13 protein-coding genes are annotated in these 16,933 nt (G+C 69.4%); 9 read left to right on the top strand and 4 right to left on the bottom strand.

Annotated features, from left to right (window positions below; genetic code table 11):
- The first annotated feature begins 60 nt into the window (after window positions 1-60).
- The 6 genes from AC3EO7_RS13910 (at window position 61) to AC3EO7_RS13885 (ending at window position 8,270) form a co-directional block, all read left to right on the top strand.
- Window positions 61-1,194 carry a VOC family protein gene (locus tag AC3EO7_RS13910; protein WP_431969906.1) on the top strand — a complete coding sequence of 378 codons (1,134 nt, stop codon included), beginning with the start codon at window positions 61-63 and terminating at the stop codon, window positions 1,192-1,194.
- Window positions 1,191-2,147: a fumarylacetoacetate hydrolase family protein gene (locus AC3EO7_RS13905; protein ID WP_431969905.1), complete on the top strand. Its 957-nt coding sequence runs from the start codon at window positions 1,191-1,193 to the stop codon at window positions 2,145-2,147. Before AC3EO7_RS13910 ends, AC3EO7_RS13905 begins: the two co-directional genes overlap by 4 nt.
- The gene (locus tag AC3EO7_RS13900; RefSeq protein WP_435591384.1) at window positions 2,144-4,054 is read left to right on the top strand and encodes an acyl-CoA synthetase; all 1,911 of its coding nucleotides are present in this window, start codon (window positions 2,144-2,146) and stop codon (window positions 4,052-4,054) included. The genes AC3EO7_RS13905 and AC3EO7_RS13900 overlap by 4 nt, the downstream gene beginning before the upstream one ends.
- A complete protein-coding gene (locus AC3EO7_RS13895) occupies window positions 4,051-4,407 on the top strand; it encodes a DoxX family protein (RefSeq protein WP_431969903.1) in 357 nt (118 codons plus the stop codon). Before AC3EO7_RS13900 ends, AC3EO7_RS13895 begins: the two co-directional genes overlap by 4 nt.
- Window positions 4,404-5,942, top strand: a complete 1,539-nt coding sequence (gene mhpA, locus AC3EO7_RS13890; RefSeq protein WP_435591383.1) for a bifunctional 3-(3-hydroxy-phenyl)propionate/3-hydroxycinnamic acid hydroxylase MhpA — start codon at window positions 4,404-4,406, stop codon at window positions 5,940-5,942. The genes AC3EO7_RS13895 and mhpA overlap by 4 nt, the downstream gene beginning before the upstream one ends.
- Before the next feature lie 117 nt (window positions 5,943-6,059).
- Window positions 6,060-8,270 (top strand): MMPL family transporter, encoded by a 2,211-nt coding sequence (locus AC3EO7_RS13885; protein ID WP_435591382.1) that lies wholly within the window; start codon window positions 6,060-6,062, stop codon window positions 8,268-8,270.
- A 96-nt stretch (window positions 8,271-8,366) separates the two neighbouring features.
- Here the strand turns inward: AC3EO7_RS13885 and AC3EO7_RS13880 are convergent, their stop codons facing one another.
- Window positions 8,367-9,341 carry a GlxA family transcriptional regulator gene (locus tag AC3EO7_RS13880; protein ID WP_435591381.1) on the bottom strand — a complete coding sequence of 325 codons (975 nt, stop codon included), beginning with the start codon at window positions 9,339-9,341 and terminating at the stop codon, window positions 8,367-8,369.
- Window positions 9,342-9,472: 131 nt separating this feature from the next.
- Between AC3EO7_RS13880 and AC3EO7_RS13875 the strand changes: the two genes are divergently transcribed.
- Entirely contained in the window at window positions 9,473-10,390 is a 918-nt protein-coding gene (locus AC3EO7_RS13875) for an NAD-dependent epimerase/dehydratase family protein (RefSeq protein ID WP_435591380.1), read from the top strand.
- A 178-nt stretch (window positions 10,391-10,568) separates the two neighbouring features.
- Window positions 10,569-12,821 carry a serine/threonine-protein kinase gene (locus tag AC3EO7_RS13870; RefSeq protein ID WP_431969898.1) on the top strand — a complete coding sequence of 751 codons (2,253 nt, stop codon included), beginning with the start codon at window positions 10,569-10,571 and terminating at the stop codon, window positions 12,819-12,821.
- Here AC3EO7_RS13870 and AC3EO7_RS13865 read toward each other — a convergent pair.
- Complete coding sequence (locus AC3EO7_RS13865; RefSeq protein WP_431969897.1) at window positions 12,815-13,729, bottom strand: LysR family transcriptional regulator; 915 nt, start codon at window positions 13,727-13,729, stop codon at window positions 12,815-12,817. The genes AC3EO7_RS13870 and AC3EO7_RS13865 overlap by 7 nt on opposite strands.
- A gap of 182 nt (window positions 13,730-13,911) precedes the next feature.
- Between AC3EO7_RS13865 and AC3EO7_RS13860 the strand changes: the two genes are divergently transcribed.
- Window positions 13,912-14,853 carry an SMP-30/gluconolactonase/LRE family protein gene (locus tag AC3EO7_RS13860; RefSeq protein WP_435591379.1) on the top strand — a complete coding sequence of 314 codons (942 nt, stop codon included), beginning with the start codon at window positions 13,912-13,914 and terminating at the stop codon, window positions 14,851-14,853.
- Window positions 14,854-14,877: 24 nt separating this feature from the next.
- Here AC3EO7_RS13860 and AC3EO7_RS13855 read toward each other — a convergent pair whose 3' ends face one another.
- Window positions 14,878-15,546: a hypothetical protein gene (locus AC3EO7_RS13855; protein ID WP_435591378.1), complete on the bottom strand. Its 669-nt coding sequence runs from the start codon at window positions 15,544-15,546 to the stop codon at window positions 14,878-14,880.
- A gap of 57 nt (window positions 15,547-15,603) precedes the next feature.
- Window positions 15,604-16,932 (bottom strand): cytochrome P450, encoded by a 1,329-nt coding sequence (locus tag AC3EO7_RS13850; protein ID WP_431969894.1) that lies wholly within the window; start codon window positions 16,930-16,932, stop codon window positions 15,604-15,606.
- Between the last annotated feature and the right edge of the window lies 1 nt (window position 16,933).

Raw genomic sequence — 16,933 nt, 5'->3', positions numbered from 1 at the left:
TCTTGACTGACTACTCGTTCGTGAGTGACGATATCGTCAGTAAGTGGAAGGGAGTGGTCGATGAGCGGCCATCACGATGTGCACAGAGGGCTGCACAGCGCGCGCGGCGCGTTGGCGGGCGAGCATCCGGGCCGCGCGGGCAACCCGGTGGTGAAGGTGCTCGATCTGGCGTGGCTGGAATTCGCGAAGCCGGACCTGGAGCGCGCCGAAACCTTCGCGCACGCATTCGGTTTCACGACCGCGGGCCGGACAGCCGACGAGGTGCGGTTGCGCGGCACCGACCCCGGCTCGCCCTGCGTGCTCGTCCGCCGCGGTCCCCGGTCGCGCTTCATCGGTCCAGCATTTCTGGCCGCCGACTCCGCTGACCTGCTGCGGCTTGCGCAGGCCATGGACGCGCGGGTGACTCCGCTGCCGGAGTCGCTGGGCGGGCTCGGGGTCGAGCTGGTCGACCCGAGCGGGTTGCGCGTCCGGGTCGTCGCCGAGACGCACGAGCTGCCCGCGCTGTCGCCGCAGCGGCCGCACGCGTTCAATCTCGGCCACGAGGTGGTGCGCATCAACGGCACGCAGCGTCCGCCGCGAATCCCCGCGCGAGTGCAGCGGCTCGGGCACGTCGTCGTGCAGACGACCAAGTACCGGGAAACGCTGGACTGGTACCTGCGCAACCTCGGCATGATCGTCAGCGACTTCCTCTACTACCCGGGCCAGCGGGAGCGTGGGCCGGTGATGAGCTTCATCCGCTGCGACCGTGGCGCCACTCCGGCCGATCACCACACGCTCGCGCTCACGCTGGGACCGTCCAACCGGTACGTGCACTCGGCGTACCAGGTGGCCGATCTGGACGCGCTCGCCGCGGGCGGCGAATACCTGCGCGAACGCGGCTACCACCGGTCGTGGGGGATCGGCCGCCACATCCAGGGCAGCCAGATCTTCGACTACTGGCGCGATCCGGACGGCTTCATGGTCGAGCACTTCAGCGACGGCGACATGTTCGACTCCACCCTGGAGCCGGGTTGGGCGCCGATGAGCGCCTCCGGTCTCGCGCAGTGGGGTCCGCCCGCCACCAAGGACTTCCTCGGCCTCGCGCCCGGAGCCGAATCGCTGCGGGAACTGCGCGCGATCGCCGACGCGCTGTGTGAGGACAACGAATTCGATCTCCGCCGCCTGCGCGGCCTGTTGAAGGGAGCCAAGTCATGACCCTTTCCGTCCTTCGCACCGCCGACGCCTGGTGGGTGCGGACGCGCCGAGACGATGTGCTGGAGCGGGGTGCGGCCCGCATCGAGACCGCCGCGACGACCACGCGGGAGCTGCTCGCCGACCGTGACGCCATCGCCGCGGCCGCCGCCAGTACAGATGTCGTTGCGGTGGAGAGCCTTTCGCTGATCTCACCGGTGACCGCACCGTGCCGGGTGGTGGCGCAGATGACGAACTTCGCCTCGCACGTGAAGGACTCCGGCCTGGACCCGGAGACCGTGCCGCTGACGTTCTTCCGCAAGACCTCCGGATCGATCAGCGGCCCCCACGACGACGTCGTCCGGCCCGCCCACGTGCGCCTGCTCGACTACGAAGTGGAGATCGGCCTCGTCTTCGGCCGCGAAATGCCGGTCGGCTCGCCGATCGACGCGGAGCGCCTCGCCGACTATATCGCGGGCCTCGTGGTCACCAACGATATCTCCGCCCGTGATGTCCAGCTGCCGAAAACCCAGTTCTACGAGGCGAAGTCGTATCCGACGTTCACTCCGGTCGGACCGGCGCTGGTGCTGCTCGACGCCGACGAACTGAAGCGGTTCACCGACCTGCGGCTGCGGCTGTGGGTCAACGGTGAAGTCCGTCAAGATATGACGGTCGCCGACATGATCTACCGGCCGGTCGAGACGCTGCGCGAACTGACGCGCTTCCAGCGGATGGACTCCGGTGATCTGCTGCTGACCGGAACGCCGATCGGCACGGCCATCAGCGCCCCGCCCAAGGCGGTGCAGTTCGTCGCGAACCTGCTGCCGTCCGCGGTCAAGTGGAAGCTGTTCTTCCAAGGCCAGGCCAAGAATCCGAAGTACCTGAAGGACGGCGATGTGGTCGAGGCCGCGATCGGCACCGACGACGGCGCCATCGATCTCGGCCGCCAGCGCACTGTCGTGAGGTACGCCCGGTGACCGAGACAACGCTCGAGGCCGCGGCCGAAGACCTGCTCTGGCCCCGCTACGCCGGGCCGGAGGACTTGGCCGCCATCGAATCCGTGCCCTTGGAGCAGCGCGGTCTGCCCGAATCGACCTACGCTCTGCTCGTCCGCGCCGCGACCCGGTGGCCGGAGCGCAACGCGCTGACGGTGCTGCCCGAGGCCGCGCGCTGGCGGGAACCGTTGCGGCGCAGCTACGCCGAACTGCTCGCCGACGTGCACCGGTACGCGAACCTGCTGCACGAACTCGGCGTGCGCCGCGGCGGCGCGGTCGCGCTCATCGCGCCCAATTGCGCCGAGCTGATTCCCGCCACCCTCGCCGCGCAGCTGGCGGGCATCGCCGCGCCGATCAATGGTGGCCTCTCGCGTGATCACATCGCCAAGTTGCTCGGCCGCTCCGGTGCACGGATCCTGATCGTCGCCGGGCCCGAACTCGCCGCCGACAGTTGGGCATCCGCCCGTCACCTGGCCGCGCGAGGCCTCGTGGACGCGCTGCTGGTGCTGCGCCCCACCGCTGCGGCGCACGAGGCGCCCGAGCTGCCCGCGATCGCCGGTATCCGGGTCGGCTACCTCGATCTCCTTGCCGGAGAACAGGATTCGTCCCGATTCGTCGGTATCCCGCCCGTGGCCTCGGATCTGGCCGCGCTGTTCCACACCGGTGGCACCACGGGCGTGCCGAAGCTGGCCGCGCACCGGCACTCCGGCGAGGTCGCCAACGCGTGGATGATCGCCGCCAACTCCCTGCTGGACGAGGACGCGGTCGTCTTCGCCGCGCTGCCGCTGTTCCACGTCAACGCCCTGGTCGTCACGCTGCTCGCGCCGATGTTCCGCGGTCAGTCGGTGGTGTGGGCCGGACCGCTCGGCTACCGCGACTTCACCCTCTACGCGGAGTTCTGGAACATCGTGGCGCACTACGAGATCGCCGCCATGAGCGCGGTGCCGACCGTGTACGCCGTGCTCGCGCAGTGCCCGATCGGCGCGGACATCTCCAGCCTGCGCTACGCGATGGTCGGCGCGTCGCCGCTGCCGACCGCGGTGCGCGAGAACTTCCAGGCACACACCGGCGTGACCCTCGTAGAGGGCTACGGCCTCGCCGAAGCGACCTGCGCGTCGGCGCGCAGCTTCCCGGATGCGCCGCGACCGGGCGCGGTGGGACAGCGGATGCCTTATCAACGCGTCGAGATCGTGCGCATCACCGGGGACGGGTCGTGGGTGAGGCTGCCCGCGGGAGCGGCCGGTGTGCTGGTGATCAGCGGCCCAACGGTTTTCGCCGGGTACGTGACCGGCCGGGACCAGCACGGCCACGTCACCGACGGGCTGGGCACGCTGGTCGACGGCTGGCTGGACACCGGCGATCTGGCCCACATCGACCAGGACGGCTTCATCCACCTGCACGGTCGCGCCAAGGACCTGATCATCCGCGGCGGCCACAACATCGACCCCTCGACCATCGAGGACGCCCTGCTGGCTCACCCGCAGGTCGCGGCGGCCGGTGCGGTCGGCCGCCCGGATGTACACGCCGGTGAAGTCCCGGTCGCGTATGTCGTCATCACCGCAGGTGCGGACGTCACCGAATCGGAGTTGGTGGAGTGGACCGCCGACCGGGTACACGAGCGGGCCGCCGCACCCAAGACGGTCACCGTCCTCGACGCGCTGCCGGTCACCGACGTCGGCAAGCCCTACAAGCTCGGTCTGCGCGCCGACGCGACCCGCCGCGAACTGCTCGAGGCCCTCGCGGGGATCGCCGGACTGCGCGGCGTCACGGCCGAGGTCGCGGACGGCGCGGTCGTCGCGACGGTCGAACTCGAATCCGCCGCGGACGAGCAGGACGTCGAGACCGTCCTCGGCCGCTACGCGATCAGCTGGAAAGTGGTGGTGCAATGACAATCGTCTCCACGGTACTCGCGGGCCTGCTGGCGGCAGAGTTCCTGTTCTTCGGGGCTGCCAAGCTGCTCGCGCTCGCCCCGATGCGCGAACGCGCCGAGCATCTCGGCTTCACGACGACTGCCTACCGGGGAATCGGCGCACTCGAAATCGCCGCCGCCGGTGGCGTGCTGCTCGGTTTCGTTCTGCCGTGGACCGGTATCGCGGCGGGCACGGGGCTGACGCTGCTGATGGCGGGCGCAGTCGTCACCCATCTCCGCAACGGCGACGGCGTACCCGAGATCGCGCCCGCGGCCGCGACCGCGCTCGTCGCCGTCGGCTACGTGGTCACTCTCGCCGGGGTTTCCCCGTGACCGCGCGCACGATTCCGGTCGTGCTCGTCGGCGCGGGCCCGACCGGGCTCACCGCGGCCACCTTGCTGGCGCAGTACGGGATCGAGTCGCTGATCCTGGAACGGTGGGAGGGCGTGTATCCGCAGCCGCGCGGGGTCCACCTCGACGGCGAGATCCGCCGGATCGTCGGCCGGCTCGGCGTCGGCGAGGAATTCGACGCGATCTCCCGGCCCGCGCTGGGTTTGCGGCTGCTCGATCCCGATCGGCGGGTGCTGGCGCAATTCGATCGCGACCCGGCCGGTGGTCGCAACGGGCACCCGGAGGCGAACCTGTTCGACCAGCCGGAACTGGAAGCGATCCTGCGCGCCAACCTGCGCCGCTACCCGGAGGCGACCCTGCGGAGCAACGCCGAAGTCGCCGCCGTGACCGAGGAAAGCGGCGGCGTCCGAGTCGATTTCACCGACCGGGCGACGGGGCGAACCGAATCGGTGCGCGCCGGATACCTGCTCGGCTGCGACGGGGCCAACAGTCTCGTCCGCGGCGCGATCGGCGCGCGGATGCGGGATCTGCGATTCGCGCAGCGTTGGCTCGTCGTCGACATCGCCACGACGGCGGACCTCGGCCACTGGGAAGGCGTCCACCAGGTCTGCGACCCGACGCGCGCAGCCACCTACATGCGCATCGGAAAGACCCGCTACCGGTGGGAATTTCGCCTTCGCCCCGGCGAGACCGCCGCCGATTTCCGCGATCTGTCCCCGCTGCGACCGCTCATCGCGCCGTGGGTCGACACCGCCGCGTTCGAGCGCCTCGAGCTGGTGCGGGTCGCCGAATACACCTTCCGCGCCCAGCTCGCCGATCGCTGGCGCGCGGGACGGGTGTTCCTGCTCGGCGACGCCGCTCACCTGACACCGCCGTTCATCGGCCAAGGCATGGGCGCCGGTCTGCGCGACGCCGCGAATCTCACCTGGAAACTGGCCGGGGTGCTGCGCGGTGAGCTCCCGGAAGGTGTGCTCGACACCTACGAGACCGAGCGAAAACCGCACGCGCGCGCGATGATCCGGCTGGCCCAGCTCACGGGCATGGCCATGACCGCAGGCGGCGAGCTCGGCAACCGGCTGCGCGGCCTGATCGCACCGCGGCTACCTCGCGTGCCCGGCCTCGCCCGCACGGTCACCAGCGGCGAATCCCCGCCGCTGCGCCGTTCCGATCTGGTGGTCGCGCCGCTGCTGCGGCGTGGCCTCGCCGGTCGGCTGCCGCCGAACGATCGCCTCCCCGACGGGCGCCGGGTCGACGACCTCATCGCGGGACGCTTCGCGATCCTCACGACGGCCGACCTGCCGCAGGCCGACAAGAACCGGATCGAGCGCCGCGGCGGTGTCGTGCTTCGCGCGGTGCCGGGGACGGCTCTGCACCGCTGGCTTCGGCACCGCCGGCTTCGGCACGGCCGCGCGTCGGCGGCCCTGGTCCGGCCGGACGGAGCCGTGCAGAGCTGGGGAGCGAACGCGTCCGCCCTGTGCGCGGCGGCGCCGCGATTCGCGCCCGACGATCGAGCCTGAGCGCGCGAAGGGTTGCTGACCATTACTACGTTTTTGAGGAAATCATCACTTCTCGTGTTATCGTGCCAGTAGTGCGTCAGTCGCTCCGTCGCTCGCTGGCTCGGTGAGAGGATCCGCATGTCTCGGTATCTGTTCGCGCTCGGGCGGGTCGTAGTCCATCGCCGCTGGTGGGTGCTGGTGATCTGGATCGTGCTGCTGGTCGGTGCGGTCTGCTTCGCCGCCGGGACCGGCGGCAAGACGAACGACAACTTCGCCGTCCCCGGCACCGAATCGCAGGATGCCGTGTCGTTGCTGCACCAGCGGATGCCGGCGTTCAGTGGCGCGCATATGCAGGTGGTCTTCGCCACGCCCGGTCTGGCCAAGGTGACCGACCAGCAGGTCGCCGGTCAGATCGAGCAGGTGATGGCGGGGTTGCGCGGGCTGCCGCAGGTCGCGGCGGTCGTCGACCCGTTCCAGGCCAAGGCGGTGTCGCGGGATCAGCGCGTCGCGCTGGGCAGCGTGCAGTTCTCGGTGTCGGCGGGGGAGGTCGCCGAGGACACACTCGAAGGGGTGGACCGCGTCGCCGATCCCGCGCGGGAAGCGGGACTCGACGTGGAGTTCTCCGGCGCGGTCTATCCGGGCTTCACCGCCGAAATCCCGCATACGCCAGAGCTTCTCGGCGTCATCGCGGCGTTGATCATTCTGCTGATCACCTTCGGCGCGGCGGTCGCGGCGGGCCTGCCCATCGTCACCGCGCTGGTCGGCGTCGGTATCGGATTCACCGGAATTCTCGGGGTCGCCGCGTTCGTCGACGTGCCCTCGGCGGCGACGTCGCTGGCCTTGATGCTCGGCCTCTCCTGCGGCATCGACTACGCGCTGTTCGTTCTGTCGCGGCACCGGCACCATATCGTGCTGGGAATGGCCGCGGCGGAATCGGTTCCACTCGCCGTCGGGACCGCGGGCAGTTCGGTGGTGTTCGCGGCGGTCACCGTGATCATCGCGCTGTGCGGGCTGACGGTGGCGAACATCCCGTTCCTCACCGTCATGGGTCTGACCGCGGCGGGCGCGGTGCTGGTGGCCATGCTCGTCGCGCTGACGCTGCTGCCCGCCCTGCTCATGTTCGCCGGTGACACCGTCGCCCGGTTCATCTCGCCGCCGCTGCACCCGGGACGGCCGGAGGAGATCGCGCGCATCGCCGCCTACGAGCCCGAGCGCACATTCGGGCACTCGTGGGGACGATTCGTCACGAGATTCCGTATCCCGCTGCTGATTCTCGGCGTCGCGCTGCTCGTCGCCCTGGCGATCCCCGTCTCCCGCATGGAACTCGGGTTGCCCAGTGGCGCGACGCAACCGGACTCGAGCACCGCCCACAAGGCCTACGACCTGGTCGAGAAGTCGTTCGGCCCCGGCTTCAACGGGCCGCTGCTGGTGGTGACCGACCTGTCGCGAGCCACCGGCCCGGACGCGGCGCAAACGCTCATGGGCAGGCTGCGACAGGAACCCGGCGTGGCCGCGGTGCAGCCCGCGGGCACCGGGGACGGTCTGATGCTGATCCAGGTCGTCCCCAAGACCGGCCCCGACGACCCGGCCACCGCCGATCTGGTGAACCGGCTGCGCGACGACCGCGCCGCGATCGAAAGCGGCACCGGGGCAACGTATCTGGTCGGCGGCACCACCGCCGCGAATATCGACACCTCGAACCGGCTCGCCGAAGCGCTGCCGATCTTCCTCGCGGTCGTGGTCGGCCTGGCGCTGGTGCTGCTGACGATCGCGTTCCGCACGATCCTGGTCCCGCTGTCCTCGATCGCGGGCTTCATCCTCTCGGTCTTCGCCGCCCTCGGCGCACAGGTCGCCGTATTCCAATGGGGCTGGGGCGCGGAACTTTTCGGCGTCACCAAGGCGCAGACGCTGAGCTTCCTCCCGATCATCACCCTCGCCATCATCTTCGGCCTGTCCAGCGACTACCAGATCTTCGTCGTCTCCAGGATCAAGGAGGAACACACCCGCACCGCCGACGCGGTCACCTCGGTGCAGAACGGCGTCGCGCACTCCGCCCGCGTCGTCACCGCCGCCGCGCTGATCATGTTCGCTGTGTTCGTCGCCTTCGCCACCGTCGACAACCCCATCGTCAAACCGCTGGCGTTCACCCTCGCCGTCGGCGTCCTGCTCGACGCCTTCGTCGTCCGGCTGACCCTGGTGCCCGCCGTCATGGCCCTCGTCGGCAACCGCATGTGGTACCACCCGCGCTGGTTCGCCCGCTACGTCCCCGATCTCGACATCGAAGGCGCCGAACTCGAACATCGAATGGCTTCCCGGCCCGAATCCGAGGCGTCGCCCGCGCGGCGATAGGGGAGAGCGATCGCCCATTCCTCGCTGTATCGGCCGGGCTGCACTCGAGCACGAAATGCGGACGGGCCGACGGTGATTCTTCGAAGGCGCGAACGTTCACACCGTCGCGTTCGTCTCCGACGTTCGGTCCGGGTTCTGGGTGAACGCGGCGCGATACGCGCTGGGGGTCAGCCCCGTCCGTCGCGAAAGATGTTGGCGCAGAGAGTCTGTCGTGGCCAGGCCGCTGAGGCGGGCAACCTGGTCCATCGGTAAGTCGGTCGTTTCCAGGAGCTCCTGGGCCCGGATGACGCGCTGATGGAGCAGCCATTGGAGCGGGCTCAGGCCGGTTTCCGCATGGAACTTGCGGGTCAAGGTGCGAACACTGGTGCGGGCATGGTTCGCGAGGGCGGCGCGGGTGAGTGGCTCGTGCAGGCGGGCGAGCGCCCAGCTACGGGTTGCCGCCAGGGAGATGCCGGTCTCGGGCGGGAGCGGTGTCCGAATGAACTGAGCTTGTCCGCCCGGCCGCACCGGCGCCGCCACCATGAGCCGGGCCGCCGAGTTGGCTGTCGCGGCGCCGTAGTCGCTGCGCACCAGATGCAGGCACAGATCGATGCCCGCGGACAGTCCGGCGGAGGTCAGGATGTTGCCGTCTTCGATGTACAGCACGTCGGGGCGCAGGTCCACCGCGGGGAAGCGGCTGGAGAACTCGTCGGACTTCGCCCAATAGGTGGTGGCCCGGCGTCCGTCGAGCAGCCCGGCCTCGGCGAGTACGAAAGCTCCGGTGCAGATCGAGGCGATCCGCTTGCCCTCGGCGGCGGAGCGGCGCAACACCGCGAGGATGCGCGGGTCGATGTCGTCGCGGGCGCCGGTGCCGGTGACGATGACGGTGTCGGCGTCGTCGACCGCGTCCAGGCCGTGGGCGACGGTGATCTCCAGGCTGCCGTTGGTGGCGACCGGCCCGGGACGGGCGGCGCAGACGCGCACCTGATAGCCGGGGACGCCGTCGACCAGCGTCTCGCCCAGCACCAACTCGGGGATGGACAGGTCGAACGTCGTGGCTGGGGGGACGGCGACAACAGCTACCCGGTGCATGGCCCGAACCTCCGGATATTTGGCATGTGGGCCACTATCGTACGGATCTCCTGCGGCGGAAGCTGAATGGCGCGTCGGCGCGGCTGTTGCGCCTGCGGCCGTTCACACCACCGCGAATCAGGAGAGCTGGGATGTCCTTGCACGTCGTCATCGGAGCCGGAGCCACCGGCTCGGCCACTGCCCGTTTGCTGGCCGACACCGGCGAGCGGGTCCGGCTCGTCACCCGCAGCGGTAGCGGGCCGGTGCACGAGCGGATCGAGCGAGTTGCCGCCGATGCCACCGACACCGCGCGGCTCACCGAGCTGACGCGCGGCGCGGCCACCCTGTTCAACTGCGCCATGCCGCCCTACGATCGCTGGCCGACCGACTTTCCTCCCTTGGCCGCCGCCCTGCTGGCAACGGCCGAGCGCACCGGCGCCGACTACGTCATGCTCGGCAACACCTACGGCTATGGCCCGGTGGACGGCCCCGTGACAGAAGATCTCGCCCTGGCGGCAACCAGCGCGAAAGGCCGTGTCCGGGCTCGGATTTGGCACGACGCGCGCGCGGCCTACGAGGCAGGCCGGGTGCGGGTGACCGAGATCAGGGCCAGCGACTTCCTGGGCGCACGCGCCTACTCGCCGTTCACTCTCATGGTGGGTGCGCACGTGCTGGCCGGTTCGCCCGCCTTCTACCCCGGGGACCTCGATGCCCCGCACAGTTGGACCTACACCGGTGACGCGGCGCGCATGCTCGTCGCCGCAGCGAGCCACGAACAATCCTGGGGCCGCGCCTGGCACGTGCCGTCCAGCGCTGAGGAGTCGGTGCGCGAACTGGCGACACACCTGGCCGCGGCGGCAGGCGCGCCCGAGCCGCGCCTGAATCGCATGACGAGGGCCGAGCTCGAGGAAATCGGCAGGACGGACTCGATCATGGCGGAGTTCCCGGAGATGCTGTACCTGTACGACCGGCCCAACATCCTCGACGCGTCATCGACAGCGACGACATTGAATGTCACACCGACCCCGATCGACGTGGTCCTGGCCGAGATGGCGGTCCCGGAGCGATGAGGTGAGCTCGGGCGGCCGCTGCTCGCCGCACGCCATTTGCCATCCATTCGCCGGTGGGTGAGCGATACGCTGGAGCGGGGAGGTTGGCGGAAAGGAGCTGATGTGGGGCAATCGCGAGGAGCGGCCGCACCACACGTAGCCCGCCGTGTGATCGCCCTGGGCTGATCCCGAGCTACCGATGTACGAGCCGATCGACCTGGTCGATTCAGCCGAACGGACCCGCACCGTGCTCGCCACCGCCGTGGCACGGTTCTCCGAAGCCTGGGCGTCAGGGGCACCGCCCGACCTGTCGGCGTATCTACCGCGTGAGCCGGCCGCGCGGCGGACGGTACTGATCGAACTGATCAAGATCGATCTCGAATACCGCTGGCTGCGTCATCACTATCCCAAACGACTGGCCGATTACCGCACGGAATTCACCGAGCTGCGCGAGGGGCCGCTCCCGGCCGAGCTCGTCTACGAGGAATTCCACGCCCGGCGCCGCGGCGGGGAGGCGCCCGAGACGGCGGCCGCCGTCACCGCTGCCACAGCCGCCGCGGCCGATTCCGAGCTCGCGCAGATCGCCGACGACTACCACAGCACGATGATCGCCCGCCCCGGCGCCCAGGTGTTGCTCGACTCCATCGACGTCGGCGACCGGGTCGACGATTTCGACCTCCTGATGCGGATCGGCGCGGGCGCCTTCGCCCAGGTGTATCTGGCCAGGCAGCAATCCATGCAGCGACTGGTCGCGGTGAAGATCTCCCACAACCACGGCATCGAGCCGCAGACCCTCGCCCAGCTCGACCACGAATACATCGTGCGCATCTTCGACCAGCGACTGATCGGCGACGGCGAGCTGAAGCTGCTCTACATGCAGTATCTCCCGGGCGGAACGCTGCTCGACGTGCTGCGCTTGCGGCGCGCGACGCCCGAGGGGCAGCACAGCGGGCAGCTGCTGCTCGACGCGGTCGACGCCGTGCTCGCCGACAAGGGCGAGGTGCGGCCCGCCGATTCGGCTGTTCGCGAACGGACCGCCGCGCTGACCTGGCCCGAGACCGTCGCCTGGCTGGGCCGCCGCCTCGCGGACGCGTTGCAGCACGCGTCCGAACGCGGGGTGTTGCATCGCGACATCAAACCCGCGAACGTGCTGCTCAGCGCCGAAGGCATCCCGAAACTGGCCGATTTCAACGTCAGCTTCAGCAAACGCGTCAAGGGCGCGAGCCCGCTGGCGTACTTCGGCGGATCGCTGGCGTACATGTCGCCCGAACAGCTCGAGGCCTGTCATCCCGAGCTGCCCGCGTCCGCCGCCGATCTCGACACGCGAAGCGATATCTTCGCGCTGGCCGTCATGCTGTGGGAACTGCTGACCGGACGGCGGCCTTTCGCAGACGAAACATCCGCGGGCGAGTCGGAGACGTCGCTGGCCCGCATGCTCGAACTGCGGCGCAGGCCCATCGACTCGAAGTTCCTGTCCGATCTACCGCCGGACTGCCCCCCGGCGCTCTGCCAGGTGCTGCTGAAGTGCCTGTCGCCCGACCCCGCGGATCGCTACTCGTGCGGTTCGGAATTGGCCCAGCAGCTCGACCTGTGCCTCGAGGCGAGGGCTCGCGACCTCGTCTATCCGCCACCGAACAGTTGGCGGGCGCGGCTTTCTCGGTGGCCGACCCCGATCCTCTGGTTGTCTTCGCTGATCGGTATCGGCCTGGCGACGATCTATCTGGCGACACACGTTCAGAAACTGATCAGAGAGCGAGTGCCCGACGCTGTCAACACGCAGATGGACAGGGGCGTGATCGCTTGCATCCTCGGCGTCTTGCCGTTGGCCGTCGTCATCTACGTGTACATATCGCGTGATCTGCTCGCGGTTCTGCGTGGCTTGCGCGAGGGCAGGCGCTACGACGAGTCGACGCTCGCGCGGGTGCGGTCGCGAACGTTGCTGTGGGGCGACCTGTGTGCGCTGAACACCCTTCTCGCCGCGGTTATCGCCACGGTGACCGGCGTGATGTTGCTGCGCGCGTTCACCGACGTTTCGCTGCGGCTACAGATCCACGCGGCGATGACCGTGCTGGTGGCGGGCACCATCTCCGTCGCCTACACGTTCTTCCTCTCCACCTTCTACATCGTGCGCTGCGTCTATCCCATCCATCTGCGCCATGGCCGCACAACGGAGCGCGACTCGGCCGATCTGCACTGGCTGCGCCGAAGAACCACGGTCTATCTCGCGATCACCGCATCTGTGCCGGTGGTCGGCGTGCTGGCGGGATTCGGTGCCCTCGAATCGGGCGAGCTCGCGCTCGTTCGCGATTCGGTGCTGGGGTTGTGCGCGGGCGGCGGGCTCGCCTTCGTCGCCGCGTACTGGCTTTTCAGGACGCTCGACGCCGACCTGCGGGCGCTGGACCGGGTGATCGCCGTGCAGCCCCGATCCGTGGAAGCGATCGCCCGTCAGTGAACCGCGTCGCCCGCCGAATCGTCGGCGGGAGTATGCGGATTCGGGATGTCGATGACGGCGAGGAAGGCGGTCGCCGCGGGCGTGCGGCTGAAGCGGTTCCAGACGACGTATTCGACGCGGGCAGGCGCGTCGTCGACCTCGACGGTGACCACACCGGTGAGCTGCGGCACGTAGGCGGCGGGGAGCATGGCCACGCACAGGTCCTGCCCGACGAGCCGGGCGATGTAGTCGGCGGTGGTCACTTCGAAGGCGACGTCACGGTGCAGGCCCGCGGCCGCGAAAGCTTGGTCGGATTGGGCGCGTCCGGCGGTCCCGGCGGGCAGGTCGACGAAGATCTCGGACGACAGTCTGCGCAGGTCGACCGTCGGTTCGCCGACGAGCGGATGGTCCGGCGCGACCACGGCGACGAGCCGGTCACGGGCGAGTTCGCGGGCGGCGACACCGCGGGGTCGCGCGGTGGTCGGCAACCCGAGGAAGGCCACGTCGATGGCTCCCTGCTCGACCTGATCGACGAGATCCTCGCTCGCGCCCACCCGCAGGCCGATGCGCACGTGCGGGTGCAGCTTGCGGAATTCGCGCAGCGCGCCGGGGACGTCGACGGCGGCGACGGTGGGGATCAGGCCGACGGCGAGCCGCCCGCGCACCTCGCCGACGGCCGCGGCGACCTCGGCGGCCGCGCGCTCGGCGGCGTCCAGGCACTGGCGGGCGGCCGGGAGGAAGGCCGCGCCTGCCGGAGTCAGCCGCACTCGGCGGCTGGTGCGCTCGAACAGTCGTGCGCCGAGTTCCCTTTCCAGGCGGCCGATTTGGTGACTGAGGGCGGACTGGACGACCAGGCACCGTGCGGCGGCGCGGGTGAAGCTGTTCGTCTCGGCGACGGCGACGACATAGCGCAACTGCTGAAGCTCCATGGATCAATCGTGAATCACGATCTATGGAGTGACAAACATGTGTTGGATTCATCAATCGATCTCGGCTGAGATCGTGAGTATGAAAAGTCCAGCAGCGCAGCGGGTTCCCGATCCACCCACCCGGGAAAGGACGTCTCGATGAAGATCGCCGTCGACGGAGCCGCGGACGAGAGGCCGATGAGATGAAGCGTGCACTCGGTACGGCGGCCGCGCTGGTCTGCCTCGGAGGGACCGTGCTGGCACCCGCGCACCGGGCGGTGGCGGACAGCCCGGTGTTCCCCGCCACGATCGCCCTGCCTGCCGGATTCCGTCCGGAGGGCATCGCGATCGGTGCGCTGCCGGTGGCCTATTTCGGTTCCATGGCCGATGGTTCCATCTATCGCGTCGACTTGGTGACCGGGCACGGTGACCTGCTGAGCCGCGGCCCGGGGACGCAGGCGCTGGGCCTGCGGCTCGATCACCGCGGTCGCCTGTTCGTCGCGGGCGGCACCGGCGGTGACGTCCGAATCGTGGACGCCTGGACGGGCGCGGTGCTGGCGAACTACCAACTGGCAACCCCGCCGGACACTTTCGTCAACGATGTGGTGTTCACGCCGTCGGGCGCGTGGTTCACCGACTCGCGCGCGCCCGTGCTGTATCACTTGCCCATCGGGCCGGACGGTAAGTTGCCCGCGCCCGAGGAGGTGGTTCGGCTCCCGCTGACCGGTGACCTCACCTACGTGCCGAACGCGTTCAACGCCAACGGCATCGCGCGCACGCCCGATGGCGCCGGCCTGATCGTCGTGCAGTCGGTGACCGGACGTCTGTTCCGCGTCGACCCCGCGACAGGCGAGGCGCGCCACGTCGACCTCGGTGGCGAGGAGCTGCCCGACGGCGACGGACTGCTCCTGGACGGCAGCACACTGTATGTCGTCCAGAACCGGCGCAATGCGATCGCCGTGATCGCCCTCGATCCCGAGGGCACGAAGGGCACGCTGGTACGGCGAATCATCGACCCGCGCTTCGACGTACCGGCCACTGTCGCCGCGTTCGCGGGTCGGTTGTACTTGCCGAACGCTCGCTTCGACACCCCGCCCGAGCCGACCACGCCCTACACCGCTGTCGCGGCAGAGCTGCCTCGCTGAGATGGTGTCCGGATCCCTTGCGGCTCAGCGCAATACGTACCGGCTGGTGGGAACGACATCGATGTCGTGGTCGGCGCCGAACGCGGCCACGCTGGTCATCATGCGTTGAATGCGCCGGTTCAGTTCGGCATCGTCGCCGCCGCTGCCGTAGAAGGCGTGCGGGTCGCGCAGCGCCTCCAGGGGGAACAGTTCCTCGACCACCGCGGTGATGTCCGGGGCGGTGTCGGTGACCGCCTCGAGGACGCGATTCTGCACGTAGCCGAAGGTGGCCTGGGTGGCGATGGCGACCTCGGTGTGGCGGTTGCGCCAATGATCGAGCCATTCGCCGTACGGCAGTTCCGGCGGCCTGCGCAGGAACGCGACATTGGCCAGCCCCGGGGTGCGCTCGCCGATCGGCACCGGAGGCGGCGGCAGCGGCGTCCTGACTTCGACCCGCCACCCCTCGCACCGTTCGGCGACGCCTCCGAGCGTGGCGAGCACGGCGGCGCGGTCGCAGCCGGTCGAGGACGAGAGGGCGAGGACCGCGTCGATCGGCGCGTCGAAGGTCGTCAAGCGGAGCATCGCCTCGGCCACGTCGGCGTCGGAGATGTTCAGCCGCACGGATTCGACGCCCGCCGCGACCAACTGCCGCGTCAGCGCCGCGTCCCGCAGATCGCCGACACCCCAGAGCGCGAAGATCAGATCCTCCGGCACCGCACCACCACCTTGTAGAACAGGTTCCAGTACGGCGAGTGTAGGCGGCGCGAGGGCTCAGCGCGGCAGCAGGGTGATGCGGGCGTTCTCGGCCGGGCTGAGACCGGTGTGGTAACGGCGTGGCGGTTCGATGGGCCCGGACGCGGCCTGGATGCGACGCTGCTCGAGCACGGTGCGGAACAGGATGCGGGCTTCCACGAGGGCGAACTGCGCGCCAAGGCACCGATGCGCGCCCGCGCCGAAGGTCAGCCAGGTCTGGCCGTTCGGTCGCTCGTCGAGAAAGCGTTCGGGGCGGAAGACCATCGGATCCGGGTAATGCCTGGGTGATTCGTGAATGAGCAGGATCGGCACGATGACGATGGCGCCCTTGGGAATACGGATTCCGTTGAGCACGGTGTCGCGGAGGGCGCGCCGCCCGGTGAACGGGGAGACCGGGCGCAACCGCATCGTCTCGGCGACCACGGCGTCGAGGTATGCGTCGAGCCGCTCCCCGTCGCCCGCGTCGGCCGCCGCGTCCAGTTCGGCCATGGCCTGCGGGTGGCCCGCCAGCATGGCGGCGATCCAGCCGAGGGTGATGGCGGTGGTCTCGTAGGCGCCCAGCAGGACGCCGCGCATGTTGCGGGCCAGCGCGGCGTCGTCGTGCTGATCGAGTTCGGTGCCGACGTACCGGGACAGCACGTCTTTCCGGTCGCTCCGATCGCCGGGTTCGGCGCGGCGCGCGGCGATCTCCTCGATGATCACGGCGTCGACCTCGGCTTGGCGGCGACGCAGCGGCGGGTAGGGCAGCGTGTAGCCGCCGATCAGCGGCGTGAGCAAGGTGACGGCGAGGAAACCGCGACTTTCGATCTCCCCGAACCATTGGCTCACGGCCTGCTTCAGCCGATCCCGGCGGGCGGGCGCCACATCGCCGAAGACGACCGCGAGCAGCACGCCGATGGCAAGGTCGTAGCCCGCCTTCAGGAACTCGAACGGCTCACCGACCGGCCAGCGCGGCAGTTCGCGCTGGACCACCTCCACCATGAGCTCTTCGTAGGATCGAAGCGCCTTGCTCTGGAACGGCGGAGCGAACAGCCGTCGTTCGCGGCGGTGCTCGTCGCCGTCGAGGAAGATCAACGTCTGCTTGCCGAACATCGCGTCGTGGCTGGAGAACCGGCTCAGCACTTGGCCGACCGAGAAGTCATCGTGGTTGGCGAAAAGCTCTCGCACATCGTCCATGTCGTGGGTGACCAGCATGTCCGGGAATCCCGGCGGCGAGAAGACGAACCGTTCCCCGAGTTGAAGCAAGGGGGAACGGTGGGTGCCGGGCCGCATCAGTCCACCGATCTGCCCGAGGTGGCGGGTACGTAGCAAGGGGAGATCACGCAGCGATACCGGAGTGTGCGACACG

It is taken from the genome of Nocardia sp. bgisy118, from assembly GCF_057708605.1.
This window is presented reverse-complemented; position numbering and strand designations above follow the sequence as displayed.